Source organism: Aestuariivivens sediminis, from assembly GCF_022662105.1.
In the GTDB taxonomy this organism is placed as follows: domain Bacteria; phylum Bacteroidota; class Bacteroidia; order Flavobacteriales; family Flavobacteriaceae; genus Aestuariivivens; species Aestuariivivens sediminis.
Map to the genome: position 1 here is coordinate 104,745 of NZ_JAKMCP010000002.1, position 25,717 is coordinate 130,461.

Annotated in this window: 22 protein-coding genes and 1 riboswitch; of the genes, 2 read left to right on the top strand and 20 right to left on the bottom strand. The window is 37.7% G+C overall.

What is annotated here, in order from left to right; all coding sequences use genetic code 11:
* Positions 1-9 precede the first annotated feature (9 nt).
* The 7 genes from MR054_RS04905 to MR054_RS04935 all read right to left on the bottom strand — a co-directional run bounded on the left by MR054_RS04905 (position 10) and on the right by MR054_RS04935 (position 9,321).
* On the bottom strand, positions 10-630 hold the full coding sequence (locus MR054_RS04905) for a phosphoadenosine phosphosulfate reductase domain-containing protein (protein WP_242156581.1): 621 nt from the start codon (positions 628-630) through the stop codon (positions 10-12).
* Entirely contained in the window at positions 630-926 is a 297-nt protein-coding gene (locus tag MR054_RS04910; RefSeq protein WP_242082553.1) for a DUF2061 domain-containing protein, read from the bottom strand. Before MR054_RS04910 ends, MR054_RS04905 begins: the two co-directional genes overlap by 1 nt.
* A gap of 168 nt (positions 927-1,094) precedes the next feature.
* On the bottom strand, positions 1,095-1,511 hold the full coding sequence (locus MR054_RS04915) for an RrF2 family transcriptional regulator (RefSeq protein ID WP_242082554.1): 417 nt from the start codon (positions 1,509-1,511) through the stop codon (positions 1,095-1,097).
* 13 nt (positions 1,512-1,524) lie between these two features.
* Positions 1,525-2,697 carry a trans-sulfuration enzyme family protein gene (locus tag MR054_RS04920; protein ID WP_242156583.1) on the bottom strand — a complete coding sequence of 391 codons (1,173 nt, stop codon included), beginning with the start codon at positions 2,695-2,697 and terminating at the stop codon, positions 1,525-1,527.
* 50 nt (positions 2,698-2,747) lie between these two features.
* Entirely contained in the window at positions 2,748-6,149 is a 3,402-nt protein-coding gene (gene thrA, locus MR054_RS04925) for a bifunctional aspartate kinase/homoserine dehydrogenase I (RefSeq protein ID WP_242156585.1), read from the bottom strand.
* A 3-nt stretch (positions 6,150-6,152) separates the two neighbouring features.
* Positions 6,153-7,427 (bottom strand): O-acetylhomoserine aminocarboxypropyltransferase/cysteine synthase family protein, encoded by a 1,275-nt coding sequence (locus MR054_RS04930; RefSeq protein ID WP_242156588.1) that lies wholly within the window; start codon positions 7,425-7,427, stop codon positions 6,153-6,155.
* 155 nt (positions 7,428-7,582) lie between these two features.
* Positions 7,583-7,682, bottom strand: a riboswitch (SAM riboswitch).
* Between the two features lie 88 nt (positions 7,683-7,770).
* A complete protein-coding gene (locus tag MR054_RS04935) occupies positions 7,771-9,321 on the bottom strand; it encodes a hypothetical protein (protein WP_242082560.1) in 1,551 nt (516 codons plus the stop codon).
* A 148-nt stretch (positions 9,322-9,469) separates the two neighbouring features.
* On the opposite strand from MR054_RS04935, the gene MR054_RS04940 reads away from it, so the two are divergent.
* Together MR054_RS04940 and leuB are read left to right on the top strand one after the other, a co-directional pair.
* The gene (locus MR054_RS04940; RefSeq protein ID WP_242082561.1) at positions 9,470-10,645 is read left to right on the top strand and encodes a 2-isopropylmalate synthase; all 1,176 of its coding nucleotides are present in this window, start codon (positions 9,470-9,472) and stop codon (positions 10,643-10,645) included.
* 10 nt (positions 10,646-10,655) lie between these two features.
* Positions 10,656-11,774: a 3-isopropylmalate dehydrogenase gene (leuB, locus tag MR054_RS04945; protein ID WP_242082563.1), complete on the top strand. Its 1,119-nt coding sequence runs from the start codon at positions 10,656-10,658 to the stop codon at positions 11,772-11,774.
* Between the two features lie 389 nt (positions 11,775-12,163).
* Here the strand turns inward: leuB and MR054_RS04950 are convergent, their stop codons facing one another.
* The 13 genes from MR054_RS04950 to MR054_RS05010 all read right to left on the bottom strand — a co-directional run bounded on the left by MR054_RS04950 (position 12,164) and on the right by MR054_RS05010 (position 25,713).
* A complete protein-coding gene (locus tag MR054_RS04950; protein ID WP_242156590.1) occupies positions 12,164-12,895 on the bottom strand; it encodes a sulfite exporter TauE/SafE family protein in 732 nt (243 codons plus the stop codon).
* Between the two features lie 514 nt (positions 12,896-13,409).
* On the bottom strand, positions 13,410-13,883 hold the full coding sequence (locus MR054_RS04955) for a nuclear transport factor 2 family protein (protein ID WP_242156600.1): 474 nt from the start codon (positions 13,881-13,883) through the stop codon (positions 13,410-13,412).
* 302 nt (positions 13,884-14,185) lie between these two features.
* Positions 14,186-15,058, bottom strand: a complete 873-nt coding sequence (locus tag MR054_RS04960) for an alpha/beta hydrolase (RefSeq protein ID WP_242156608.1) — start codon at positions 15,056-15,058, stop codon at positions 14,186-14,188.
* A 65-nt stretch (positions 15,059-15,123) separates the two neighbouring features.
* On the bottom strand, positions 15,124-16,398 hold the full coding sequence (argH, locus tag MR054_RS04965; RefSeq protein WP_242156621.1) for an argininosuccinate lyase: 1,275 nt from the start codon (positions 16,396-16,398) through the stop codon (positions 15,124-15,126).
* A gap of 114 nt (positions 16,399-16,512) precedes the next feature.
* Positions 16,513-17,580, bottom strand: coding sequence for a M20 family metallo-hydrolase (locus MR054_RS04970; protein ID WP_242156623.1), 1,068 nt, complete (start codon positions 17,578-17,580; stop codon positions 16,513-16,515).
* A 1-nt stretch (position 17,581) separates the two neighbouring features.
* Positions 17,582-18,358, bottom strand: coding sequence for an acetylglutamate kinase (gene argB / locus MR054_RS04975; RefSeq protein ID WP_242156625.1), 777 nt, complete (start codon positions 18,356-18,358; stop codon positions 17,582-17,584).
* Between the two features lie 44 nt (positions 18,359-18,402).
* Positions 18,403-19,344 (bottom strand): Rossmann-fold NAD(P)-binding domain-containing protein, encoded by a 942-nt coding sequence (locus tag MR054_RS04980; protein ID WP_242156627.1) that lies wholly within the window; start codon positions 19,342-19,344, stop codon positions 18,403-18,405.
* Positions 19,345-19,422: 78 nt separating this feature from the next.
* A complete protein-coding gene (gene proB, locus MR054_RS04985) occupies positions 19,423-20,211 on the bottom strand; it encodes a glutamate 5-kinase (RefSeq protein ID WP_242082576.1) in 789 nt (262 codons plus the stop codon).
* Positions 20,189-21,385 carry a glutamate-5-semialdehyde dehydrogenase gene (locus MR054_RS04990; protein WP_242156629.1) on the bottom strand — a complete coding sequence of 399 codons (1,197 nt, stop codon included), beginning with the start codon at positions 21,383-21,385 and terminating at the stop codon, positions 20,189-20,191. The genes proB and MR054_RS04990 overlap by 23 nt, the downstream gene beginning before the upstream one ends.
* 87 nt (positions 21,386-21,472) lie before the next feature.
* On the bottom strand, positions 21,473-22,597 hold the full coding sequence (locus MR054_RS04995) for an aspartate aminotransferase family protein (protein ID WP_242156631.1): 1,125 nt from the start codon (positions 22,595-22,597) through the stop codon (positions 21,473-21,475).
* 1 nt (position 22,598) lies between these two features.
* Complete coding sequence (gene proC / locus MR054_RS05000) at positions 22,599-23,393, bottom strand: pyrroline-5-carboxylate reductase (protein ID WP_242156647.1); 795 nt, start codon at positions 23,391-23,393, stop codon at positions 22,599-22,601.
* 97 nt (positions 23,394-23,490) lie between these two features.
* Positions 23,491-24,474, bottom strand: a complete 984-nt coding sequence (gene argC, locus MR054_RS05005; RefSeq protein WP_242156657.1) for an N-acetyl-gamma-glutamyl-phosphate reductase — start codon at positions 24,472-24,474, stop codon at positions 23,491-23,493.
* A gap of 63 nt (positions 24,475-24,537) precedes the next feature.
* Positions 24,538-25,713, bottom strand: coding sequence for an argininosuccinate synthase (locus MR054_RS05010; RefSeq protein ID WP_242156665.1), 1,176 nt, complete (start codon positions 25,711-25,713; stop codon positions 24,538-24,540).
* Positions 25,714-25,717 lie beyond the last annotated feature (4 nt).

Genomic DNA, 25,717 nt, shown 5'->3' on the forward strand with positions numbered 1-25,717 from the left:
TCATGTATCTTAAGCGTGCAAACCACATTCTCTATTCTCCAGAGCTTTTGTGGGATCAAAATATTTAAATTCGTTAGGTAATTTATGTTGTTCTAAATATAAGTTTAATTCTTCATTAGACCAATGGTAAAAAGGGCTCACCTTAAGTACCCCGTCCTTACTCAAGCTAAAAATATCTATACTATTTCTAAAGGCGGTTTGACCCTGACGCAAATTTGTAAACCAAACTTTTGGCTGATGCTCTTCCATGGCTCTTCTAAAAGGCTCTAGTTTAACCTGTTCTGTAAATAAGGCATGTTTGGGATCGTCAATACCTGGTATGCCCAGAACCACATCTCTATGTGCCGTAGTTTGCTTGGGTACGTATAAAAAAATGTTTAGACTTAAATCCTTAATAACCTGTTCCGCATGACGATAGGTTTGAGGCGTATTATAACCCGTATCGCACCATACAACCGGAATAGTTGGTTCTACCTTACTAACAGCATGTAAAATTGCAGCCTCATAAGGCCTGAAATTTGTAGTTACCACCGCTAATTTATTGAGCTCTAATGCCTTCTTTATTATCTCAGAAGGCGAAGCCTCTTTAAATGCTTCATTTAATGACTCTATTTGACTTTTTTTAAACATTATTTTCCCCAATTTATGGTATTCCATGCACGTTCATGAAAGAAATACAATATCATTTTTGACAGAAATTCAACAGAAGCAATTGCCGCCGCGGTTGAAACCTCTCCAACGATAATCCAGGATAGAATTAACGTATCTATGGTTCCTATAATCCTCCAACTAATGGTTTTAGCCAGACTTCGTTTCACTTTTTCTGAAGATGAATCAATATGCAACACTTTTTCACCCGAGGGATGGTTAACATCAATCACTTTTGCGTCCTTATTGGCTCTATTTAAAACAGCATCAATAATCATATTCGTTTTTGTTTTAATATTAATCCTATCAATTTAATAGGAATTACAAAAATAATACTTTTTATGAGACTACAAACCCGAATAACAGTTTTTTAGGAAAACGGTAAAATTTTTTGGGTAAAATGCAAATAACGTAGTGAAATTCAATTAATCTTAGAAATCTTGCATTCAATTTATGGCTGAAAGGTCTTCCAAAGTGGTACTTCGTAAGACGTACAAGGTATTATCACGCACTTGAATCATGAGTCTATGGACGCTACATAAGTTTTCATCCGGACAATCATCACATTTTTCATAAAAATTTAAACTTACACAGGGCACCATGGCAATAGGTCCTTCCAGCACACGCATCACCTCGGTCATTTTAATATCTGAAGGGGATTTTCTTAAATAATATCCCCCATGCTTACCCTTTTTAGACCCTAAAATACCGGCCTTTCTGAGTGTTAACAATATACTTTCCAGAAACTTTTGAGGAATTTGTTCGCTTTTAGCGATCTCCCCTACTTGAACAGGGCTTTCTCCCTCTTGTCGAGCGATATAAGTAAGCGCTTTTAGACCATATTTCGTCTTTTTGGATAGCATACTGCTAATATAGTTATTTTAACGCTTGTTCCAAATCCAGAATAATATCCTCAACATGTTCCAATCCTACCGAAATCCTTACCAAACCATCTGTGATGCTCACTTCCAATCGATCTGCTTCCGAAAGTTTACTGTGGGTGGTGCTTGCAGGGTGTGTCACTATAGTTCGTGTATCGCCCAGGTTGGCGGACAATGAACACATTTTTAATTGATTTAAAAATTGTCGTCCTGCTTCGATTCCGCCCTTCACTTCAAAGGCAACAATATTACCGCCTAACTTCATTTGCTTTTTAGCCACTTTATGCTGTGGATGTGACTTTAAAAACGGATATTTCACCCAATTCACTTTTGGGTGATTTTCCAAAAATTCTGCAACTTTCAAGGCATTATCACAATGTTTGTCAACGCGCACGGCAAGGGTTTCCAAACTTCTGGACAAGGTCCAGGCATTAAATGGCGATAATGCCGGTCCTGTATTTCTGGCAAACAAATAGATCTCACGAATTAAATCGGTATTACCCACAGTTATACCTCCCAACACCCTTCCCTGTCCGTCTATAAGCTTGGTGGCACTATGAATAACCAAATGAGCCCCATGCTTCATCGGTTGTTGCAAATATGGAGTGGCAAAACAGTTATCTATAATTAAAATAAGGTTGTGAGTTTTGGCAATATGTCCTAAAAGATCCAAATCTATAATATCTACTGCAGGATTGGTTGGAGTTTCAGCATATAATATTTTCGTGTTTTCGGTTATACAGGCCTCTATCGTTTCAGGTTTGTTGACGTCAAAATAGGTGGTTTCAATGTGCCATTTCGGAAAATATTTGGTAAACAACGTGTGTGTTGAACCAAAAACAGAACGGGCAGAAACAATATGGTCTCCACTTTTCAACAAAGCCGCAAACGTTGAGTAGATAGCTGCCATTCCGGTAGCAAAAGCATAACCGCTTTCGGCACCCTCCATCTGACAAACTTTGTCTACAAACTCCGACGTGTTCGGGTTGGTAAACCGACTGTAGATGTTTCGTTCCTTTTCCTCTGTAAATGAGGCACGCATATCCTCTGCATCCTCAAAAACAAAGCTTGAGGTCAAATACAGGGGACTGGTATGCTCTAAAAATTCCGTCCTTTTTAATTGCGTGCGGATAGCTTCAGTTTCGATATGCCTTTTTGCTTTGCTCATTGTATTTTCTTTACCTAGATTTTTACCTCACTCAATCTAACATTATTTTCTTAATTTATATGTTTGGATAGCCTTAAAATATCTCCAAATACCCCTCTTGCAGTAACTTCGGCTCCTGCACCGGCCCCTTGAATGACAATGGGCTGCTCGCCATAGCTCTCCGTAAATATTTCGAAAATAGCATCGCTACCTTTCACATGACCCAAAGTGCTGTCTTCCGGAATGGATATGAGTTTCACTTCTAAATTCCCTTTATCTTGTGATAAATCTCCCGACAAATCTCCTACAAAACGCAATACATGATTCGGTTTTTGACGGTCTTTTATCTTTTGAAATTCCTCATCTAATACCTCCAATTGCGATAAAAAGGCATCTACAGAAATACGTTGATAGGCTTCAGGAATTAAATTCTGAATGGAAACATCTTTAAATTCATTTTGCAAATCCAGCTCTCGTGCCAAAATCAACAGTTTCCTGGCCACATCATTCCCAGAAAAGTCCTCCCTCGGATCCGGTTCTGTAAAGCCTTTATCTATGGTCTCTTGTACAATAGCACTAAAAGGTTTGTTCTTCACTGAAAAATTATTGAACAAATAACTAAGGGTTCCAGAAAACACACCACGAATTCTTGTAATATTCTCACCAGATTCATGCAAAAGTTTAATAGTATCTATTAACGGCAAGCCTGCTCCTACAGTTGTCTCATATAAATATTGCTTATTATGGTTTTTTAAATGCTTCCGTAACTCCTTATAAAATTCAAAGGATATGGTATTGGCTATTTTATTAGAAGAAACCAAATCGAAACCTGCATCAACCAAGGGGATATAATTTCTATAAAACTCCGTGCTCGCAGTGTTATCGACTGCAATAAGATTTTCTAAATGGTGTGATTTGGCAAATGTAACAACGTCTTCAATACTGCTGGCTAAAGGTGAAGTTTTCATATGTTGTCGCCAATTTGCATCGACTCCCTTTTTATTGAGCAACAATTTTCTGGAGTTTGCAATAGCAAAAACATTTAAATGGATCCCTTTTCGCTTTTCAATCTCATCCTTGGACTTTAAAATCTGATTGATTAGTGCCCCTCCAACACCTCCGTGGCCAAAAATAGCAATGTTTATTTTTTTGGATATCCCAAAAATTTCACCATGAATGACATTCAGGGCTTTATGTAACTGATTTTTCTTAACGACCAAACTCACATTTTTACCCGTAACCGTATTGTTGAACAATAAGGGAGTTATTTGGTTTTTAATAAGCGCATTGTATGGTTTGTGAAATGTACTCAATTCTATACCCACAATTGAAATAACAGACACATCGTCTACGACATCTATTTTGTTCACATCCTGCGAATAGAAATCATTTTCAAATTCACGCTCCAAAGCGATTACCGCTTGGGTTGCTTTATCGGCATCAATGATAAACCCAATACCCCTTTCTGAAGATCCCTGGGATATTATACTCACACTAATATCCTTGTTGGCCAAGGCACCGAATATCCTGGCATCAACCCCACTTTTACCCAAAAGTCCTCGTCCTTCCAGGTTTAACAATGCAACATTATCCAATACCGATAGCGAGGTCACTTCCTTAGAACTAGGTTTTGCCGTAATTAAAGTTCCTTCGTCATCTTCATTAAAAGTATTTAAAATCCGTAAATTGATGTTCTTCTCCACTAAGGGAATAATGGTTTTGGCATGCAACACGTGAGCCCCAAAATTGGCCAATTCATTCGCTTCACTAAATGACAGTTCCTTTATTTTTTTAGCGTCTTCTACCAAATCCGGGTTTGCAGTATAAATCCCATTCACATGGGTGTAGTTCTGCAATTCTTCTGCGTCTAAATAATTAGCCAACAACGCTGCAGTATAGTTACTACCATTCCTTCCTAAAGTGGTTGTCTCATTCTTTAAATTTGAAGCAATAAAACCGGTAACTATATTAACCGTTTCCCCATTATTTTGCTTAAAATATTGCTTGATATTTTCTTTTGAGGTTTGTGAAATGGGTTGTGCATTACCAAAAACATCATCTGTTTTAATGAGTTCTCGCGAGTCGGTGGCTTTTGCCTTAATCCCTCTTTGGTTTAATAAGGCCGTAACCATTTTAACCGACATTAATTCTCCTTGCGCCAAAATTTCATCTTTGGTTTTCTTGCTGTAATCCCTAAGCAAGCTAACTCCTTCAAATAATTTATTTAAAATTGAAAATTCCTCTGAAAAGTCAATGGATTTTAAAGGTTCCAATTGATATGTTTTAAAGATATCAAATGAAGTTTTATAATCCTCGCCCTTTAAGGCTTCATTTAAAACAGTTTCCAAATCGTCTGTGGCACTACCTCGGGCAGAAACCACTACGGTAATGCGTTCCCCTTCAAGGACTTTCTTTTCGATGATGGAAACAACCTTTTCAAGACCTTTACCATTTGCCAAGGATTTACCACCAAATTTCAGTACTTTCATTCTTTTCTTTTTAGAATCGGGCACAAAAATGCCTTCTATAATTTTTTCTAATTGTTCATATTCCATTAAAAAAGCATCATGCCCGTGTAAGGAGTGAATTTCATTATACGTTACATTGGCATGGGTTACCGCAAGTTGTTTGTGGGTTTGTCTATTTTCCTCGGCCGTAAAGAACAGATCTGAGTCTACTCCTACGATATGAATGTTAGCCTCAATACGTTCTAACACATTAAAATCGGGATTTCGATCTTTGGTAACATCAATGGTCTTTAACAATTGGTTCATCAATTTATAAGCTGATAACTGAAAACGCTCTTGTAACTTTTTACCATGATGCAACAACCAACTTTCTACATTAAAAATCTCTAAATCCTCATTTTTCGAACGCTGAAAACGGGCTTTAAACGATTCTGGTGTTCGATAGCATAACATGGCATGCATCCGTGCGTCGTGTACCGGATTTTTGGAATTCAACAAAAACTGTTCTTGAATTTGACAATTGGCTATTAACCAATCCGTAGATTTCCAATCGGTGGCCACAGGTATTAAATGCTCCGTAACGTCTGGTTTTAAAACTGCCATTTCCCAGGCAATACCTCCTCCTAAAGAGCCTCCTATTACTGCAAATAGTTTTCCCGTGTTTAATCGTTCTAAGCCAATTAAAAATAGGGAAGCAACATCTCGTGCTACAAAATCCTTATAATTATCTATAACGAATCCGTCATAACCATTACCGGGAATATTAAAAGCCAAAATAGTGTAGCGATTGGTATCTATGACCTTATCAACCCCAATCAAATCCTGCCACCATCCATCTTCACCCGCCACGTTACTGTTTCCTGTCAAAGCATGGTTCACCAACACTACCGGTGCCGTCCCCAACTTCTGACCGAACAACTGATAACTTAATTTTATCTCGGGGATAAGTACCTTACTGACGGTGGTAAAGTTTGAAATAATGATATGTTCTAATTCGTGTTTCAATCTCTAAATTTTATCGAATGCTGCTTTTAAATCTGCTTTTAAATCCTCTATATCTTCTATACCTGCAGACAACCTAATTAAATCTGCCGACACTCCTGCCGATTCCTGTTCTGCTTCGGTTAACTGTTGGTGTGTGGTACTTGCCGGATGAATTATCAACGATTTGGTGTCGCCAATATTCGCCAGTAACGAAAATAATTTGGTTTCGTCGGCAATGGTTTTAGCCGCTTCAAAACCCCCTTTGGCACCAAAAGTTACAATCCCACTTTGTCCCTTGGGTAAATATTTATCCGCTAAAGTTTTGTACTTACTACTTTTCAACCCCGGATAATTAACCCAGGCGACCTCCTCTTGTTCTTCAAGCCATGTTGCCAATGCCAAGGCATTTTCGCTATGTTTTTTAATTCTAATCGGCAGAGTTTCCAATCCCTGAAGGATATTAAACGCATTCGTTGGACTTAATGCACCTCCGAAATCTCTAAGACCTTCTAAAATAAGTTTAAAGGTATATGAGGCCGCCCCCAAGGTTTCATAATATTTCAACCCGTGATATCCAGCTGAAGGTTCAGTAAACTCCGGAAATTTTCCGTTAGACCAATCAAATGTTCCCGCATCGATAATCGCTCCCCCAATTGAAGTTCCCTGGCCACCAATGTATTTGGTCAAAGAATGAATTACAATATCCGCTCCATGTTTTATAGGATTCAACAACACAGGGGTCGCTACGGTATTATCCACTATAAACGGTACTCCTGCTCGTTTTGAATGTTCAGCAATAGCCTCCAGATCCAACACATCTAATTTAGGGTTCCCTAAGGATTCCACAAAAAATGCGCGTGTATTTTCTTGAACGGCTTCTGAAAAATTTTCAGGATCTGAGGCATCAACAAATGTTGTGGTTATTCCCAATCTAGGCAAGGTCACATTAAGTAAATTATAGGTTCCACCATACAAACTACTCGATGCTATAATATGGTCGCCAGCACGTAAAAGGGTTAACAGTCCTGTGGAGATGGCAGACGTTCCAGATGCAAATACCACGGCTCCAATACCACCTTCAACAGCCGCTAAACGCTCCTGTAAAATTTGATTGGTCGGATTGTTCAACCGGGTATAGATAAAGCCCAATTCCTTGAGCGAAAATAAATTGGCCGCATGTTCGGAATCTCTAAAAACATAGGACGTAGTTTGGTAAATAGGAATTGCCCGGGTCCCAGAATGTTGGGTAACATCGTGCCCGGCGTGTAAGGCGTTTGTTGCTAAATGGTGTGTGCTCATTTTTCTAATTTTTTTTAATTATGGATTAAAAAGCCAAATGTACCTCTAAGGTGTACCTAATAGAAAAATGTTAAAAAGAATTTGCAAAAATTACTGAAAGTAATTTTGTTGGTTATCTATCCGAGAGGTCCTGACAACAGACTGAAAATTTCAGTACATCATTTAGGACAGGGTAGAATTTAGCACCTTCTCTACATAGATAGAGGGTTGCTAAGGTTTCACAGGGTCTAATCCCTCCACCTTTCTTGATAACATCTCAATACGTATTTTGAACTTTACTAATGCAAATATTCGGTTAGAAAAATTTAATATCCAAATTTTTCAATGGGAAATTCCAAAAAAATTATTTTTTACCTTGATTTTCTAAAAATTTATTTCGGATCACCTGAGCAATAGGTTGATTGTTAATTTTAGATTCCAGCCAGGAAATAATATCCAAATATAAAAACGGTCGTTTTTGGTATGGGTCATCTTCAAAAGCCTTTAATTTTTTATGTAATTTGATGAATGCGCCCTTAACTTCATGCGGATATATATCACCCAATCCCCTTAGAAATCTAATAATCTCTTTTTGTACTTCATACAAATCTTCCATTTTTATTAAAAACTTATAGGTACTTTTAATGAGTACATCCAAGTTGTAATCCAGACCGGCTTCGTAATGCGCCACTAAATTTAAAATTCTAGAAAAGCATAGCAAATCTTCACGCATTTGCAAGGACTTATTACTTATTATTTTATCCAAAAAAACGATGCATTTTTTAGTGTCTCCAGCACCAAAGTACATACTGGCTATTTTGTAATAAAAAACCATGATGTGATGTTCGTCAATTCTATCTTTATAATGTTGAAGTTGTCTTAAGAGTTCGTCAATTAAAGGCAAGCCTTCTTTAAAACTACCTTCTATAAAATGCAAATTGAATTTGTTATTGTAGACGTATAGAAATGCTAATCCCTCATTATTATCATCCAAAGGAAACCACTTTTTTTTAGTTACCTCCTCCAGTTTCGTCAAGGTGTCTTTAAACTTTTCATATTGCCGTAAATAAAAAAGTGCTTCTAATAAATAATGATTGCCCCTTAAGAAAAAAACGGGATTTAAAACAATCATATCTTTATTGTCATAGAAGAGATCGACCCATTTGGAAGCATACTTATAACAGGATAAAAAATCTACCGTTAAAAAACTGTACCACAAATAGGATTTATACAACCATAGCTTTTCACGAAAACCCAATTTATTAATGTCGTATTTAGGAAGTCTGTTATTGAAGTATTTAGTGATAACCTGATGCTCCTTATCATTCTTTACGTAACCCGTTTTTAAGAAAATTCCGTACAGTTGCAATGACAAATTAGATAATTTACTAGCTAAAACATTTTGTAAACTCAGTTCTTTGGCTTGAATGGTTAACTCATCCGCCCGGTTACTAATGCTTCTTGTAATGTATTGTGATTCAATAACTTTTTCAAGTTCGACAATCTCATAGGCCACGTTTTTTTCCTCATGGGCTATAGCCAAATTTTTGGCCTTATCCAATATTTTCAAACTTTGCTTGTACAGGCCCTTATGATATAGAATGGTCGCAAAATCGAGTTGTTCCCGAATTTGAATCCTAATATTTTGATGTGATGGGTTAAGTCTTAAACTTATCAATATTTGCTTATAGAGATGTGCTTTTAAATTGGACAATTGTTGTTTTTTAACAATTCCCTTTTTAAGAATAACGGTTTCATCATAAACTGAAAGTTTATCCAATATATTGAAAAGCGTTAAAAATTTTGAATCTTCATTAACCCCCAATCTTCCAACATAAAGCTTGAATTGTCTTTTTTCCGACTTGGACAAAGATTTTACCAGCACAAACAAATTATCTTTTTGCTCTCTTGTCATAGTTACAAAATCAATGCTAATTAATTGTTTTACAAGTAATTAAATAAACTATTATTGATTTAAACATCGTAATAACCATACGATGAATTCTGTTTTTACGAAACCAAAATATACATTCGTATTACAATAAGAAAATATATTTTAATAAATGTCTGATAATAGAGTCCAAATTTTTGATACTACGCTAAGGGATGGCGAACAAGTTCCCGGTTGTAAACTAAATACTGAACAGAAATTAGTAATCGCTGAACAACTGGATAACTTAGGTGTAGATATTATTGAAGCTGGTTTTCCGGTATCAAGCCCTGGAGACTTTAAATCGGTTGAAGCTATTTCTAAGATTGTAAAACATGCTACGGTCTGTGGTTTGACGCGCTCCGTGGAAAATGATATAAAAGTTGCTGCCGAAGCTCTTAAACATGCTAAAACTGCACGAATTCATACAGGTATTGGAACATCCGATTCCCATATAACCCATAAGTTCAAATCCAATCGGGAAGCCATAATTGAACGTGCTGTAAAGGCTGTAAGCTATGCCAAATCATTTGTGGAAGATGTTGAGTTTTACGCTGAAGATGCAGGTAGAACGGATAACGATTACTTGGCTCGGGTTTGTGAAGAAGTGATTAAAGCAGGTGCAACCGTTCTAAATATTCCTGATACCACAGGGTATTGTTTGCCTAATGAATATGGGGCAAAAATAAAATACCTTAAAGAAAACGTAAAAGGAATCGATAAAGCCATTTTATCCTGCCATTGTCATAACGATTTAGGACTGGCTACGGCCAACTCTATAGAAGGGGTTATTAATGGTGCCCGACAAATAGAGTGTACCATTAACGGTATTGGTGAGCGAGCTGGAAATACAGCCTTAGAAGAAGTGGTCATGATTTTAAAACAACACCCTTATTTAAATCTGGATACAGGGATACAAACTGAAATGCTATATGGTATTAGCCAGTTGGTTTCGGATAGCATGGGTATTTTCACTCAACCCAACAAAGCTATTGTTGGTGCAAACGCCTTTGCCCACAGTTCCGGTATACACCAGGACGGTGTAATAAAAAATCGTGAAACCTATGAAATCATAGATCCGAAAGCAGTTGGCGTAACGGAATCGGCTATCGTACTTACCGCCAGAAGCGGAAGGGCGGCATTAGCCTACAGGGCAAAGAATATTGGGTATGAGTTAACCAAACTTCAGTTGGATGAAATTTATGTTGATTTTCTCAATTTCGCTGATAACAAGAAGGAAATAGACGATAACGATATACATCAAATTATTGAAAATAGCAGAGTATATAAAGAAATTACTTCTGCTTAACAAAAAAAACATGAAATTAAACATAGCTGTTTTACCAGGTGACGGCATAGGTCCGGAAGTCACCGCTCAGGCCGTAAAGGTTTTGAAGGCTATTGCTATGGAGTTTAATCATGTTTTTACTTTTAAAAAAGCATTGATTGGTGCTTGCGCCATAGATAAAACGGGCAACCCGTTACCCGAAGAAACCATTAGCATTTGCGAAGAAGCAGATGCTATTTTGTTTGGAGCTATTGGACATACCAAATACAATAACGACACCGAGTCCACTGTACGTCCGGAGCAAGGGCTTTTGGGTCTTAGGAAAACCTTCGATCTCTACACCAATATAAGACCTGTTATTGCCTATGATGATTTATTATACAAATCATCCTTAAAAATAAAACAAATACGAGGGACCGATTTATTGATTTATCGTGAGTTGACAGGTGGCATCTATTTTGGTGATAAATTTTTAAGTGCTGACGGCAATCATGCTTCAGATACCTGTGCCTATTCTCGATTTGAAATTGAGCGGATTGCACATCAGGCCTTTAAAGCGGCACAATCCAGAAAGAGAAAGTTAACTTTAGTTGACAAAGCCAATGTTTTGGCCAGTTCCAAGCTCTGGCGTAAGGTTGTTCTTGAACTGTCCCCACAATATCCTGACGTTGAATTGAATTGTATTTATATTGATAATGCGGCAATGCAGCTCATTATCAACCCCAAGCAATTCGATGTTATTCTAACCGAGAATATGTTTGGCGACATCCTATCTGAAGAAGCCAGTGTTATAGTGGGGTCCATTGGTTTATTGGCCTCTGCATCTATAGGTGATAAGTATGTGATGTTTGAACCCATTCACGGGGCCTATACAAAAGCTGCCAATAAAGGCATTGCAAATCCCATAGCGTCCATCTTATCGGCGGCCCTGTTATTGGACCATTTTGGATTGACTGAAGAGGCTTCCCTGATTAGAACAGGCGTTGATAAATCCTTACAATTACACATTACCACACCAGACCTCAATACCAAATACGATCATATTACAACGACCAAGGTTGGTGATTTTATTGAAGATTTTATAAATAACCCTAACGAAACTAATTTAAACTTTACTAACATACATTTAGGACAATCCACTATTATTTAATTATTTTGAGTTAGTCACCAAAAATTAAAAATATTGGGATTTTTAAGTGCATCTTCCGATGCACTTTTTTTTTGGTGACAACTAACGATAGCTTCTATTCTGTGGTTTAGGATTAGCGTTCTATGAATTGCTTCATAAATTATCTGGCAGATAAGCAACGGACCTGATGATATCTTGATGAAGTTCGTTCTTAAATGGTTGTAGCTATGTTAAGGTCTTAATGTAGCTCATAGTTTTTTAAAGCTTACGATCTCTTAATTAAAAATGGAGCCTTACTTCTGCTTCATTAAATTATAAATAATCATATCTCATCCCTACTAAAATAAGTATGACACTATGCCAACAAAACGTCATACCAGATGGTGTTATCACATTACCTCAGTGTCTCACTACGTTATTATTATTTTCAAAATGGTTATTGCCCCAATAATCAGAATAAAAACCAAAGACAGCTTTCTAAATTTCCCTTGTGGGATAAATGTCAAAATCTTTTTTCCAAGAAATGACCCCACTAAACCAATTACGAATAAATAAGGTATGTATTTTAAATCATGGTTATGAATATATCCATTATTGTAATACACAACTGTTCTGGATAAATCAATTAAAAAATCTATGAATGCAGAAGTTGCGATAAATACACTTTTCTCCAAATTGAATGACGCCATAGTCAAACCTCTTATGGCTCCTCCTGTTCCTAACAAACCTGCCGAAAAACCCGAAAAAGAACCTCCAACAATGGCATTTCTCACATTAGGTAAAAACACAATCTTACTATTGATTAAAAACAACAAACTAAACCCTACCAAGAACACGCCCAATATCATTTCTAAAAAATCACTTTTAAAAACCTTTGATAAAAATCCACCTAGAATAACGAAAACCACTGATGGCAATCCAATAGTTAGTAACAACTTCTTGTTTAGTCCTTTTTTGAACAACACTATTTTACTCAAATTACTGGACAAGTGGAAAATTGCTGTAAGTCCCAGAACAGAATAAAAATCAAAATAGAAATTCCCCAATGGAACAAAGAATACAGATGAGCCAAAACCACCAACTGTCCCAATTATTTCAGCAATAAGTGCCAATAAAATAAAGGTTAAATTGATGTTTTTCATTCAGACATTTGTTTAAACACCCGGTGTTCTTTGGAAATTGACTCCAACAAAAATTAAATTCAAGATAATCAAAATTTTTATGAAACAAGTCATCTTTGCTTTACCCAAAAACAAATGACGATCCTCATAAACCATAATATCTTTTTCTTAATTCTTTTAAAGAACTGAGTACAAAATTTCAAATTTTGAATTCCCATTTTTAAGGAGGTACTTCCATTTAAAAAATGTCTTTAGGCAAGATATGTTTAATGGTTTTTAAATTTTATGTATCCTTATGGTTATTGTCATATTGTGGGAATATCACTCATTATGCATCACCATGTTCCCATTATCGGATTTAAGGAGTCCCTTCATTAATTTTGCTTCCAAAGGTTTATATATTAGATTTTTCAAAGATTTCAGCGTTGACATTCCTTAGGGATTATGTGTGGAGAAATTAAATTACATTTAAATTTTATTTTTTTTATGTTCCCTGTTCCTGCACTGAATTAGATCTGGTATTGTGCTTTGAGATTTATTTTTTAGGCTTCAACCTATCGCAATTTATCTTTTCCACGGTATAGGCTGTGCTAATAATTTTCCAATCCCCATCCATTTTAAAAAGGGTAAAAACATCAACGCCACAATGAGAAAATTTTTTATCGATCCAAAATTCATAAGGTACCCAAGCGACCGCAATACCATTATGCACATGTATATCAAAGTCTTTTGGGATTTCTTTCATATCAGGTAAGGCGTGCATTATAGGTATATCATCCTTGGAAAACCGGGAGTCAATTCTAACCGGGTTTTCATCACTGTAACGGCGCCAAATAAGTGATTCATCCAAGGTAGTCTGTCGCCTAAGCAATGAATCCTTGGTTTCCAATGAATCAAAAAACTGATGTATTACCTTTATAACTCGTTGTTCATCTGTCGGTTCCGGATTTTGCGAATAGCCCAGGACGTTTATGATGAGTACTAGAAATAGAAATGAATAGGTTTTCATAATGGTTTTGTTTTTTTAATTTGAGATGCCTTATACACATCTTATGGCCTGCACCACAAACGCTCATTTACCCCTCTTATAACTTGCAATATGTCGCAGTTTGTGTTTGGTCCTTGACCGGCTCATCTACTTATTTTTGTAATTTAATTCGTATTTATTTTTGCCCTGATGTGCATTAAAACCATATAGAACAGGTTGATATCGTATCATAAAACCCTTTTCCTTCAATCTAACTTTTTCATTCGAAATAGGCATTACAAATAAAGGGGATTACAATAACAATGGAATCCAATATTGTTATATTACAAATTTTGCAACCACTCCCGCAATCGTTCAGGCCAAGTGTTTAAGTGGTCCTGATTTATGGCCAAAGCATAACCATGGCCACCGCTTGGATAGAGGTGCATTTCGGCTGGCACCTTATTCTCCTTTAAGGCCTTATAAAACCGTATGCTATTTTCTACCGGTACAACGTCATCATCCTGCGCATGAACAATAAAGGTAGGCGGGGTATATGATGTCACTTGTATTTCATTAGAATATTGGTCGATTAAACGTTTATCCGGACTCATGCCTAATAAAGATCTCTGGGAACCCTTATGTGTATAATCCGATTTCATTGTAATGACGGGGTAAATTAATGCCATGAAATCAGGCCTGGCCGAAAGCGAATCAAGGCTTGTTTCCTTAAAGTTATTGGGAGTGGCAAATTGGGTTCCCAGGGTACACGCCAAATGACCTCCTGCCGAAAATCCAATGACCCCTATTTTATTGGGATCAATATGCCATTCTTCAGCACGAGATCGCACAATTCTAATGGCACGTTGAGCATCTTGTAAAGGAGCCTCATAAGATGTTTTAACCGATTTCGAATCGGGCAACCTATATTTTAGTACAAAAGCAGCTACCCCAATGCCATTAAACCATTTGGCAATATCGGTACCCTCCCAATCATAAGACAAATACGTATACCCTCCGCCAGGACAAATAATAATAGCACGTCCTGATGCGGCACGTTTTGCCGGCAAAAAGATTTCCAATGTTGGTTTTTGAACTCGTGATATTCTAACAATTTCATCAACCTCAACACGTTCTTGCTCGTCGGAAATTCGGGAATTAGGAATAGCCTCCTTCCACAGGTCAATCATCTCATTTTGAGCAAAATTTTGATTCATAATACCTAGTAAACAAATAATCAGAACAGGTATAACCCGCATAATCTTAAAATTTTAAATTCATTTCACAATGGAAACTTTTTCTTTATCTTATCTAAACACAAATGATGCATACTTCCTATGTGAGTATGTTTTTTTGACATATCCGGTTCATAGGTACCATCCTGCACCTGACCCCCTATTTGTTGATAAGCTTCCCTAAAGCTCATACCGCCAACCACTAAAGTATTAATATTATCAACCGTAAAGAGGTATTTATACTTATCGTCATTAAGATCAATATCGTTTACAATGACCCTTTGGATGGCATAATTAAAAATATCAAGAATAGCCTTCAACTCCTCAAAAGCAGCAATCATATGTTCCTTTAACAACTGATAATCTCTATGGTACCCGCTTGGTAAATTGTTGGTAATCAAAATCATTTCGGTCTGCAGAGCTTGAATTTTGTTGCATTTACCCCGTATCAATTCAAAGACATCGGGATTCTTTTTGTGTGGCATAATACTACTCCCCGTGGTTAACGCATCCGGGAAGGATATAAATCCAAAATTCTGGCTCATATACACGCATACGTCCATAGCAAATCGTGACAGCGTATTACTTAAACTTCCCAAAGCCGCGGCAATGGTTCTTTCATTTTTACCGCGTGCCATTTGTGCTGCTACAACATTGAATTTCAAGGTTTCAAATCCCATCTCTTGAGTTGTTAATTCCCTATCGATTGGGAATGAACTCCCATAACCGGCTGCAGAACCCAACGGATTTTGATCGACTGTTTTTAAAGCTGCATTTAACAAATAGACATCGTCAATCAGAATTTCGGCGTAAGCCGAAAACCAAAGTCCAAAAGAGGATGGCATGGCCACCTGCAAATGCGTATACCCTGGAAGAACTTTATCCTTATGCAATTCCGCCAATTCCAATAGCGTCTTAAAAAGGGCTTTTACCTTGTCTTTTACCAGGCCCAAACCTTCCTTATAATACAAATGGCAGGCTACCAAAACCTGATCATTCCTTGATCGTGCAGTATGGATTTTTTTACCAACCTCGCCCAAACTTTTGGTCAGTTCGAATTCTATTTTGGAATGTACGTCTTCAAACTGTTCATCGATTACGAAAGTGCCGGCTTCAATCTGTGCCTCCAATACCTGAAGACCTGATAACAATTGCCCCAGCTCCTCGGCATTTATAATGCCAATTTTTTCAAGCATTATGGCATGCGCCTTAGAGGCGATCACATCAAATTTGGCAATGTGCATGTCTATTTCCCTATCATTACCTACGGTAAATTGTTCTATTTTTTTATCGATTGATAAGCCTTTATCCCAGAGTTTCATGATGTTCTGCGAAAGCAAAAATTTCTGCCTTCCATTATATTAGTTAAACTTATATTTTTAGTCCCCTTGACTGACCGTCTGACTGTTAGGCGGATGCTCAGAGTAACAGATCTGTTACACAATTACCCGCGTTAACAATTCCACATACATTTGTATTCCTTCTTCTATTTCCTTTAAATAAATAAATTCATCTGCCGAATGTGATCTGGTACTATCCCCCGGACCCAATTTTAAGCTTGGACAGGAAAGCACAGCCTGATCGGATAATGTTGGCGAACCATAAGTGGACCGTCCCATGGCAATTCCTGCCTTCACCAAATCATGGTCTGCAGGAATAGAGGATGAATTTAATCGCAGACTGCGCGGTGTGATACTATCGCAGGGTGCTTCATTTTGTAATATTTCAGCTATTTCAGCATTGGTATAGGCATCATTCACACGAACATCTATCACCAGTTCCAAATCTGCAGGCACCGCATTGTGTTGTTTCCCTGCCTTTATCTGACTAACGGTCAGCTTCACATCACCCAAGGCAGGCGAACTTTTTTCAAATTTAAAATCTCTAAACCATTGTAAAACGTCAATAGATTTGTAAATAACATTATCATCATTCGGGTGCGCCGCATGACTTGGAGTCCCTTTAACAACGGCATCAAAAACCACCAATCCTTTTTCGGCAATTGCAAGATGCATGAGGGTAGGCTCACCAACAATGGCCACATCAATCTTTGGAATAATGGACAGCATACTATTTAAACCATTAGGACCACTGCTCTCTTCTTCTGCTGAGGCAACAAGGACCAAATTATAATGTAAATCCTTATGCTTATAAAAATAAGTAAAGGTCGCCATTAAGGACACCAAACAACCTCCGGCGTCATTGCTTCCCAATCCATAAAGTTTACCATCCTCTACTATAGCTTTAAATGGATTTTTAGTGTAGGCACTATTGGGTTTTACGGTGTCATGGTGTGAATTCAACAACAGTGTAGGCTTTTTGTCATCAAAATAGGCATTCGTTGCCCAAACATTATTTTGAGTCCGTTTGCAATTGATGTCATAACGGCTAAACCACGCTTCAATAAGGGATGCCGTCTGATCTTCCTCTGATGAAAACGACTGCGTTTCAATCAGCTGTTTTAGAAGTAATATGGCATCTTTGGTTAATTCTTTTAGCGTCATTTTAAAGTGTTATTCTTGTAAAACTATCATTTTCTTGGCTTAACATGGAAGTATTCCCCAAATTTATGGTTTTCACACCATGACGCAACGCATGGAAACAATTCTCCAATTTAGGAAGCATACCATCTGAAACAACCCCTTCCACTAACAACTCAGCATACAGGTTTGTATCCATATGTTTGATAACCGAATTCTTATCGTTGACATCCCTAAGGACCCCATTCAGCTCAAAACAATAATATATAGACGTTTCAAAAATGTGGCTCATTCCAATGGCGATTTCCGAAGCAATGGTATCGGCATTGGTGTTTAACAATTGGCCATGACCATCATGGGTAATGGCACAAAACACCGGGGTAAAATTGGCTTCTATTAATTTGTTGACGCCATTATGGTTTACCTGCTTCACATCGCCCACAAATCCAAAATCAACGTCTTTAATCGGTCGCTTCTCTGACATTATACTATTGATATCGGCACCTGTCAAACCAATAGCATCGACTTGTAAGGCTTGTAACCTGGCCACGATATTTTTATTGACTAACCCCCCGTATACCATGGTAATGACTTCAAGGGTTTCGGCATTGGTCACCCTTCTTCCATAGACCATTTTGGATTCAATACCCAATCTTGAAGCGATATTTGTAGCACGTTTACCACCACCATGAACCAATATTTTATAACCCTCTAAATTGGAAAATAGTTTTAGAAATGCATTTAAAGCGGTCTCATCTTCTATGATATTTCCTCCTATTTTTACTATAGATAACTTTTTCATCGGCTATTTATCTCCATTCCTTCCAAGGAAAGCAAACGTTTTAGTTAGGTTATATTTTCCAATAATTTTTTAAGTACCAATTGAGCTGCATAAGTTCGGTTATTGGCCTGCGCTATCACAATGGAACTATCGCCATCCAAAACGGCATCTTCAACAATTACATTTCGACGAACGGGTAAACAATGCATGAACTTGGCCTGTTTCAATTTTTCCTTAGTAATCATCCAGCTCGGATCCGTAAGCATTACTTTACCATATTCGGTATAACTGCTCCAGTTTTTCACGTAAACAAAATCGGCATCCTCAAATGCTTCATCTTGGTTGTGTATTATTGGTGTGTTACGCGTTATTTCTGGATTTAAATTATAGCCTTCCGGGTTAGTAATTATAAAGTCAACATCCATTTTATGCATGGCTTGAGTGAAGCTATTGGCCACGGCATGTGGAAGTGCCTTCATATGTGGTGCCCAACTTAACACCACTTTAGGTTTGGTTTTTTTAGCAAATTCTGATATGGTAATGGCATCAGTGAATCCCTGAAGCGGGTGTCCTGTCGCACTTTCCATATTCACAACGGGCACTGAGGCATATTTAACGAAAGAATTTAAAACCTCTTCACGCTCATCCTTAGCTTTGTCTACCAATGTTGGGAAGGCCCGAACTGCAACAATATCGCAGTACTGCGAGACCACCGCGGCAGCTTCTTTAATATGCTCGGCGGTATTCCCATTCATTACGGTTCCATCTCCAAATTCAATGCCCCACGCATCTCCAGACACATTCATAACAATCGGGTTCATGCCTAAATTTAAAGCGGCCTTTTGCGTACTCAACCGGGTTCGTAAGCTAGAATTAAAGAATAGCAGTCCCAGAATTTTGTTTCTCCCCAAATCCATATACTTTAAGGGATGAGCCTTCAATTCTCTGGCTTCCCCAATCCAGGATTCCATATGGTCAATATCATGTATAGAGGTATAATTCTTCATGCTGTTTATTTTTACTCAAGGGTTCTATAATGCATTGTTCTAGGGGTAAAATCATTTTTTTTCAGACCTGAACGGTTATTACTTTATTTTGGTAAAGGGTATCTTATTTTCAAAGGCATTTAACATAAAATGATCTTCCATACCATTTACAATCCAGGTTTCAATATTCGCTTTTTTAGCTAACCTTGCTGCTTCTATTTTGGACTGCATCCCACCACTTCCATGTGAAGACTTAGAATCTACAACCTGCTTTTCCAAGGCTTTAAAATCCTCAACAACACTTATGGTCTCCGGGTCATGATTTTCTAAGGAATCCTTAGTGTAAATCCCATAGGTATTGGTGGCAATAATAAATAAATCCACCTCCAAAAGGGAGGCGGTTAAGGCTCCTAACTTATCGTTGTCTCCAAATTTAATTTCATCTGTAGCCACCGTATCGTTTTCATTAATAATGGGAATGTAATTATTATTGACCAAAACATTAATGGTGTTCACGATATTTGTTTTACTGTCATCTTTCTTAAAATCGGAATAAGATAATAAACACTGCGATGTTAATAAGCCATATTCCCTAAAAATCTCCTGATAAATCCGAATCAAATGGGGTTGACCAATAGACGCCAATGCTTGTTTTACAAAGACATCCTCTTGTTTACTTTCCAGCTTTACAAACTGTTTGGCCACTGCGATAGCCCCGGAACTAACAATAATAAATTCACAAGTGTTTTTGAGCATTGCAATTTGATTTGCAATGTCCTCAATCTTACCTCTGGAAATGTTATTGGTTTCTTTTGTTAAGGTATTGGATCCTATTTTTAGTAATATGCGTTTCTTTTTATGCACTTTATCGTATCTGTCCGTTGCCATGAACGTACCATTTATTGGTTACTAAATGTTGAAGGCCTATGGGCCCGCGTTGGTGTAATTTATCCGTACTAATAGCCAACTCCCCTCCCAAGCCTAACTGTCCTCCATCGGTAAAACGTGTGGAAGCATTATGGTAGACTGCAGCAGTATCTACATTTTCCATAAATAACTGCGCTTCTGCTGCATTTGCTGTTATTATTGAGGCCGAATGACCTCCGGAATAGGTATTAATTTTAACTATAGCCTCCTGATTCGATGCAATCTCACCAATCACAATTTTATAATCCAGAAATTCTTCGTACCACACGTCTTCTGAAGTAATCAAATTAATGTCATGGTTCTTTGATAGAGCCTCATCCCCTAATATTTCCACATCAAATTCCTTTAATTTTGAAATCAGATTATGGACAAATTCTTCTTTATTGAACAGGTGTTTATCAATCAACACCTTATCCAAGGCATTACATGCCGAAATTTTGGCCGTTTTGGCATTTACAATAATACGTAAGGCCATGTCCAAATCGGCTTCTTTATGCACATATACGAAATTATTACCACGTCCACTAACAATGACGGGGCACACCGCATGTTGTTTTACAAAAGCAATTAATCGTTCTCCACCACGTGGAACAATTAAATCGACCTGTTGCGTTGGCTTTTCCAAAAAAGCCCGGGTTTCGGATCGATTAAATTGCAAATATTCCACCCAATCCTGAGATGCTCCTTGCTCCTTTAATGCTTTGTGCCATAATTCCACAATTTTTAAATTGGAGTTCAAAGATTCCTTTCCTCCTTTTAATAATATTTTATTACCCGACTTAAAGGCTATACCAGCTGCCTCCACGGTGACATCGGGTCGCGATTCATAAATGATTAATACCGTTCCGAACGATGCTGTTTTATTGTACACTTGCATACCATTGTCATGTGTAAATCGAAATCGTTCTACACCAACGGGGTCTTCTTGTGATGCTAAATGTGTTACCGATTTTATCATGTCATCCACCTTGGCATCGTCAACCTTTAATCGGTCATACATGGAAATGTCATCACCATCATATGCTTGTAAATCGTTCTTGTTGATGGTTATTATGGCTTTCCTTTCTTCTTGTAAAAGTGATGCCATTTTTAATAAAACAGCATTGCGCTTTTCAATAGACAGTAAAGTGTTCATTTTTATTTTTATTTTTTTGGTTAGCCGATAGTCTACTATTTTTAATAAGGACTTGCGACTTTAGTGATATAATGTTTTGTTAAAATTTCACAGCTCCTCTTTTAAGGCTTCAAAAAAGGCATCTACATGCGATTTTTGAAGTGATAATGGTGGGAGAATACGCAAAATATTCGGGTATTTAGCGCTTCCTGTGAAAATGTTATGTTTATAGATTAATTGTTTCCTGAGATCTGCTATTGGAAATTCAAACGCCAACCCCAGCATTAAACCACGTCCTTTTATTTGTTTGATTTGTGGAATGGCTTGGGCCTTTTGAATAAAATATTCTGAAACATCCTTCACATTTTGCATAAGGTTTTCGACCTCCATTACTTCCAATACCGACAAAGCAGCAGCACAGGCCAAATGGTTCCCTCCAAAGGTTGTTCCCAATAAACCGTACGACGCTTCAATTTTGGGATGTATTAAAATGCCGCCAATTGGAAAACCATTACCCATCCCCTTGGCCATGGAAATTATGTCCGGGGTTATCCCATGCTTTTGAAAAGCAAAAAAATCACCCGTACGACCATATCCACATTGAATTTCATCTGCGATATACAGGGCACCATATTGATTGCATAAAGCATTTAATTTTTTATAAAAATCGGTAGGAGCTTCGTCCAGACCGCCAATACCTTGAATCCCCTCTATAATAATGGCACAGACATCGCCTCCTTTTAAGGCAGTTTCAACGGCATCAATATCCCCTAAATTAGCAAAAATAACATCTTGCTGGGCATTGATTGGAGCTATGATTTTAGGATTATCCGTTGCAGCAACTGCTGCCGAAGTGCGTCCATGAAACCCATTTTTAAAGGCAATTACCTTTTTCTTTCCCGTATGGAAGGAAGCTAATTTTAGGGCATTTTCATTGGCCTCTGCGCCAGAATTACATAAAAACAACTGATACTCCTCGCAACCTGAAAGTTTTCCTAATGCATTCGCTAAAGTGATCTGCAGCGGGTTTTGAATGGAATTGCTGTAAAACCCCAAACGTTCCAACTGACTCCCTACTTTGTCAACATAAGTAGGGTGGGCATGACCAATGGAAATTACCGCATGACCGCCATACAAATCTAAATATCGCTTCCCCTGGTCATCATAGACCCAAACACCATTTGCCTTTACAGGGGTAACATCGTATAATGGATAAACGTCAAATAATGGCATTTTAACTCTTTTTAATTTGATTAATCTTTTCGAATGAGGCCACAATTCCTTGAATCAGAGCCGAACTTAATCCTTGGTGTTCCATGGCATTAAGGCCTTCAATGGTACATCCGCTTGGAGTAGTTACCCGATCTATTTCCTGCTCGGGATGTCTTCCTGATTCTATCAACAAACTGGCAGCTCCATAACAGGTTTGAATGGCTAACTCATGCGCTTGCTCTGCCTCAAAACCCAATTGAATGGCTCCCTGGGTTGTGGCACGCACCAAACGCATCCAAAACGCGATACCACTGGCACAAATGACTGTTGCGGCCTGAACCAATTCTTCAGGAATGACCATCGTAACCCCTAATTGGTTAAAAATCTCTTGTGCCAAAGCCACCTTATCCTGGGCTTTTTGATTGGCTGAGATGCAGGTCATGGACTTACCGATGGAAATAGCTGTATTTGGCATTACTCGAATGATATTTTTATCGGCTCCAATTAGGCCTTCAATTCGAGCTATATCAACCCCTGCAGCAACGGAGATAACCACATGATTATTCGTAATCAAAGAGGCTACACTTTCCATTACACCATTAATATGCTTTGGTTGTAAGGCAAAAATGACCATTTCTGATGCCTTAACCGCCAATAGATTATCGCTGGTGACCGTAACATTTTCAAGGTTTTTATAAGCATCGACATGCGCTGTATTCTTGTCACTTAAGTACAACGATGTGAAATTGTTGTTTTTAATGAGTCCCTTTGCAACTGAACTTCCCAAATTTCCGGTTCCTATGATGGCTATTTTCATAATATTTTCTTTATTAACAGGAATTCTATTGTCATGTCATATCCACATAATCATTGACCACGACCAGGTTCAATGACCGACAGGAATCCATTATTGGTTAAAAGTAATTGGCCTTTAAGTTTAAACCTGTAGTTTCTTCAAAACCAAACATTAAATTCATATTTTGTAAGGCTTGTCCTGAAGCCCCTTTCAATAAATTATCAATAATACTCGTAATTAACAGTTTGTTATTGTGCTTGTGCAAATGTAGTAGACATTTGTTCGTATTTACGACCTGCTTTAAATGTAAAACATCTTCCGACACGGATGTAAATTTAGCCGTTTTATAAAATGTTTGGTAAATGGAAGTTGCTTCTTCAATCGATCCTTCAAAATGAGTATAAACTGTTGCAAAAATCCCTCTTGAAAAATTACCCCTATTGGGCATAAACAAGATCTCTGAAGTAAAATCATTTTGTAATTGCCTTACAGACTGATAGATCTCCCCAAGGTGCTGATGTGTAAAGGGTTTGTAATAGGAAAAATTATTATCGCGCCACGGAAAATGTGACGTGGCCGTTAGCGAAGTCCCTGCCCCAGTGGCCCCTGTAACGGCATTAACATGTACATCTTTGTCCAACAAACCCAAATTGGCTAATGGCAATAATGCCAACTGAATAGCCGTGGCAAAGCATCCTGGATTAGCAATTTGATGAGCCCTTTTTATGGTTTCCCTTTGTAATTCGGGTAATCCGTAAACAAATTCCATGCCCATCGACTTCTCATCGTTTTCTAACCTAAAATCATTGCCCAAATCTATAATCTTTGTCCGTTTAGAAAAGGGATTGGCTTCCAAAAATTTAATTGAATTACCATGACCCAGACACAGAAACAACACCTCTACGTCGGGGTTAACGGTATCGGTAAACTTTATATCCAAACTTCCAACTAAATCTTGATGCACCTTGCTAATAGGATTTCCTGCATTACTGGTGCTATACACAAAATCCAGATGCACCTCAGGATGGTTAATAAGCAAACGTATCAATTCTCCCGCGGTGTAACCGGCCCCACCAATAATGCCAACTTTAATATTTTTCATTTGTCATGTTTTAGTTGTGATTCATCTCCCGATACATCAAGGTCTGAATGACATGTTACCTTATTAAGAGTTTACCTGTTGATATATCTTGTTTTGATTTCCAAATATTTTAATAAAACCCTTGGCCTCATCGGCTGTCCATCCCTTATTTTCCTCGCCATAACTTCCAAATTTTGCACTCATTAGGTCATGTTTAGAGCTAATGCCATCCAATGTAAAATGATAGGGTTTTAAGGTTACAGTAACATCGCCACTTACCTTATCCTGACTGCTTTCTAAAAAAGCTTCCATATCCCGCATTACGGGATCTAAATATTGACCTTCATGCAAATGCATACCATAAAAACTGGCTATATATTCTTTATGTTGAAGCTGCCATTTGGTTAAAGTATGCTTTTCCAATAAATGGTGGGCTTTTATCGTGATTAATGCTGCCGCAGCTTCAAAACCTACACGCCCTTTTATGCCAACTATGGTATCCCCTACGTGGATATCTCTACCAATGGCATAAGCCGATGCGATAGTATTGAGTGTTTCAATATTTATCTCCGGATCGTTTTCAACACCATTTACGGCCACTAATTCACCCTTTTTAAAACGTAATTTTACCTTTTCATCTTCGGCATGTTTAATCTGAGAGGGATAGGCTTCTTCAGGTAATGGTTTGTTGGAGGTCAAGGTTTCTGAACCACCAACACTTGTTCCCCACAATCCCTTGTTAATAGAATATTTGGCTTTTTCCCAAGACGTGTCAATACCATTGGCCTTTAAATAGTCTATTTCCTGCTGTCTGGTTAATTTCTCGTCCCTAATGGGTGTGATAATTTGAATGTTTGGCGCAAGGGTTTGAAAAATCATGTCGAAACGAACTTGGTCATTTCCGGCACCCGTACTTCCATGCGCTATATAGTCGGCATCTATACTTTTGGCGTATTCAACAATTTCTATGGCCTGGATTATACGTTCAGCACTAACCGATAATGGATAGGTATTATTTTTTAATACATTCCCAAAAATTAAATACTTGACTACTTTTTGATAGAAGGTAGCGACAGCATCTATGTTTTTGTAGGTAGCGACGCCCATTTTATAAGCATTGCTTTCAATATGTTCTATTTCCTTTTTTGTAAAACCCCCGGTGTTTACACTTACGGCATGTACCTCAAATTTCTTTGACAAACTCACTGCACAATACGAAGTGTCCAATCCGCCACTATAGGCGATTACTAATTTTTTCATGATA

What these genes read in the sequence shown, in the direction of transcription:
- MR054_RS04905 (WP_242156581.1), bottom strand. Translation starts at nt 630, where the DNA reads ATGTTTAAAAAAAGTCAAATAGAGTCATTAAATGAAGCATTTAAAGAG.
- MR054_RS04910 (WP_242082553.1), bottom strand. Translation starts at nt 926, where the DNA reads ATGATTATTGATGCTGTTTTAAATAGAGCCAATAAGGACGCAAAAGTG.
- MR054_RS04915 (WP_242082554.1), bottom strand. Translation starts at nt 1,511, where the DNA reads ATGCTATCCAAAAAGACGAAATATGGTCTAAAAGCGCTTACTTATATC.
- MR054_RS04920 (WP_242156583.1), bottom strand. Translation starts at nt 2,697, where the DNA reads ATGAGCAAAGCAAAAAGGCATATCGAAACTGAAGCTATCCGCACGCAA.
- MR054_RS04930 (WP_242156588.1), bottom strand. Translation starts at nt 7,427, where the DNA reads ATGAGCACACACCATTTAGCAACAAACGCCTTACACGCCGGGCACGAT.
- MR054_RS04935 (WP_242082560.1), bottom strand. Translation starts at nt 9,321, where the DNA reads ATGACAAGAGAGCAAAAAGATAATTTGTTTGTGCTGGTAAAATCTTTG.
- MR054_RS04940 (WP_242082561.1), top strand. Translation starts at nt 9,470, where the DNA reads ATGTCTGATAATAGAGTCCAAATTTTTGATACTACGCTAAGGGATGGC.
- leuB (WP_242082563.1), top strand. Translation starts at nt 10,656, where the DNA reads ATGAAATTAAACATAGCTGTTTTACCAGGTGACGGCATAGGTCCGGAA.
- MR054_RS04950 (WP_242156590.1), bottom strand. Translation starts at nt 12,895, where the DNA reads ATGAAAAACATCAATTTAACCTTTATTTTATTGGCACTTATTGCTGAA.
- MR054_RS04955 (WP_242156600.1), bottom strand. Translation starts at nt 13,883, where the DNA reads ATGAAAACCTATTCATTTCTATTTCTAGTACTCATCATAAACGTCCTG.
- MR054_RS04960 (WP_242156608.1), bottom strand. Translation starts at nt 15,058, where the DNA reads ATGAATCAAAATTTTGCTCAAAATGAGATGATTGACCTGTGGAAGGAG.
- argH (WP_242156621.1), bottom strand. Translation starts at nt 16,398, where the DNA reads ATGAAACTCTGGGATAAAGGCTTATCAATCGATAAAAAAATAGAACAA.
- MR054_RS04970 (WP_242156623.1), bottom strand. Translation starts at nt 17,580, where the DNA reads ATGACGCTAAAAGAATTAACCAAAGATGCCATATTACTTCTAAAACAG.
- argB (WP_242156625.1), bottom strand. Translation starts at nt 18,358, where the DNA reads ATGAAAAAGTTATCTATAGTAAAAATAGGAGGAAATATCATAGAAGAT.
- MR054_RS04980 (WP_242156627.1), bottom strand. Translation starts at nt 19,344, where the DNA reads ATGAAGAATTATACCTCTATACATGATATTGACCATATGGAATCCTGG.
- proB (WP_242082576.1), bottom strand. Translation starts at nt 20,211, where the DNA reads ATGGCAACGGACAGATACGATAAAGTGCATAAAAAGAAACGCATATTA.
- MR054_RS04990 (WP_242156629.1), bottom strand. Translation starts at nt 21,385, where the DNA reads ATGAACACTTTACTGTCTATTGAAAAGCGCAATGCTGTTTTATTAAAA.
- MR054_RS04995 (WP_242156631.1), bottom strand. Translation starts at nt 22,597, where the DNA reads ATGCCATTATTTGACGTTTATCCATTATACGATGTTACCCCTGTAAAG.
- proC (WP_242156647.1), bottom strand. Translation starts at nt 23,393, where the DNA reads ATGAAAATAGCCATCATAGGAACCGGAAATTTGGGAAGTTCAGTTGCA.
- argC (WP_242156657.1), bottom strand. Translation starts at nt 24,474, where the DNA reads ATGAAAAATATTAAAGTTGGCATTATTGGTGGGGCCGGTTACACCGCG.
- MR054_RS05010 (WP_242156665.1), bottom strand. Translation starts at nt 25,713, where the DNA reads ATGAAAAAATTAGTAATCGCCTATAGTGGCGGATTGGACACTTCGTAT.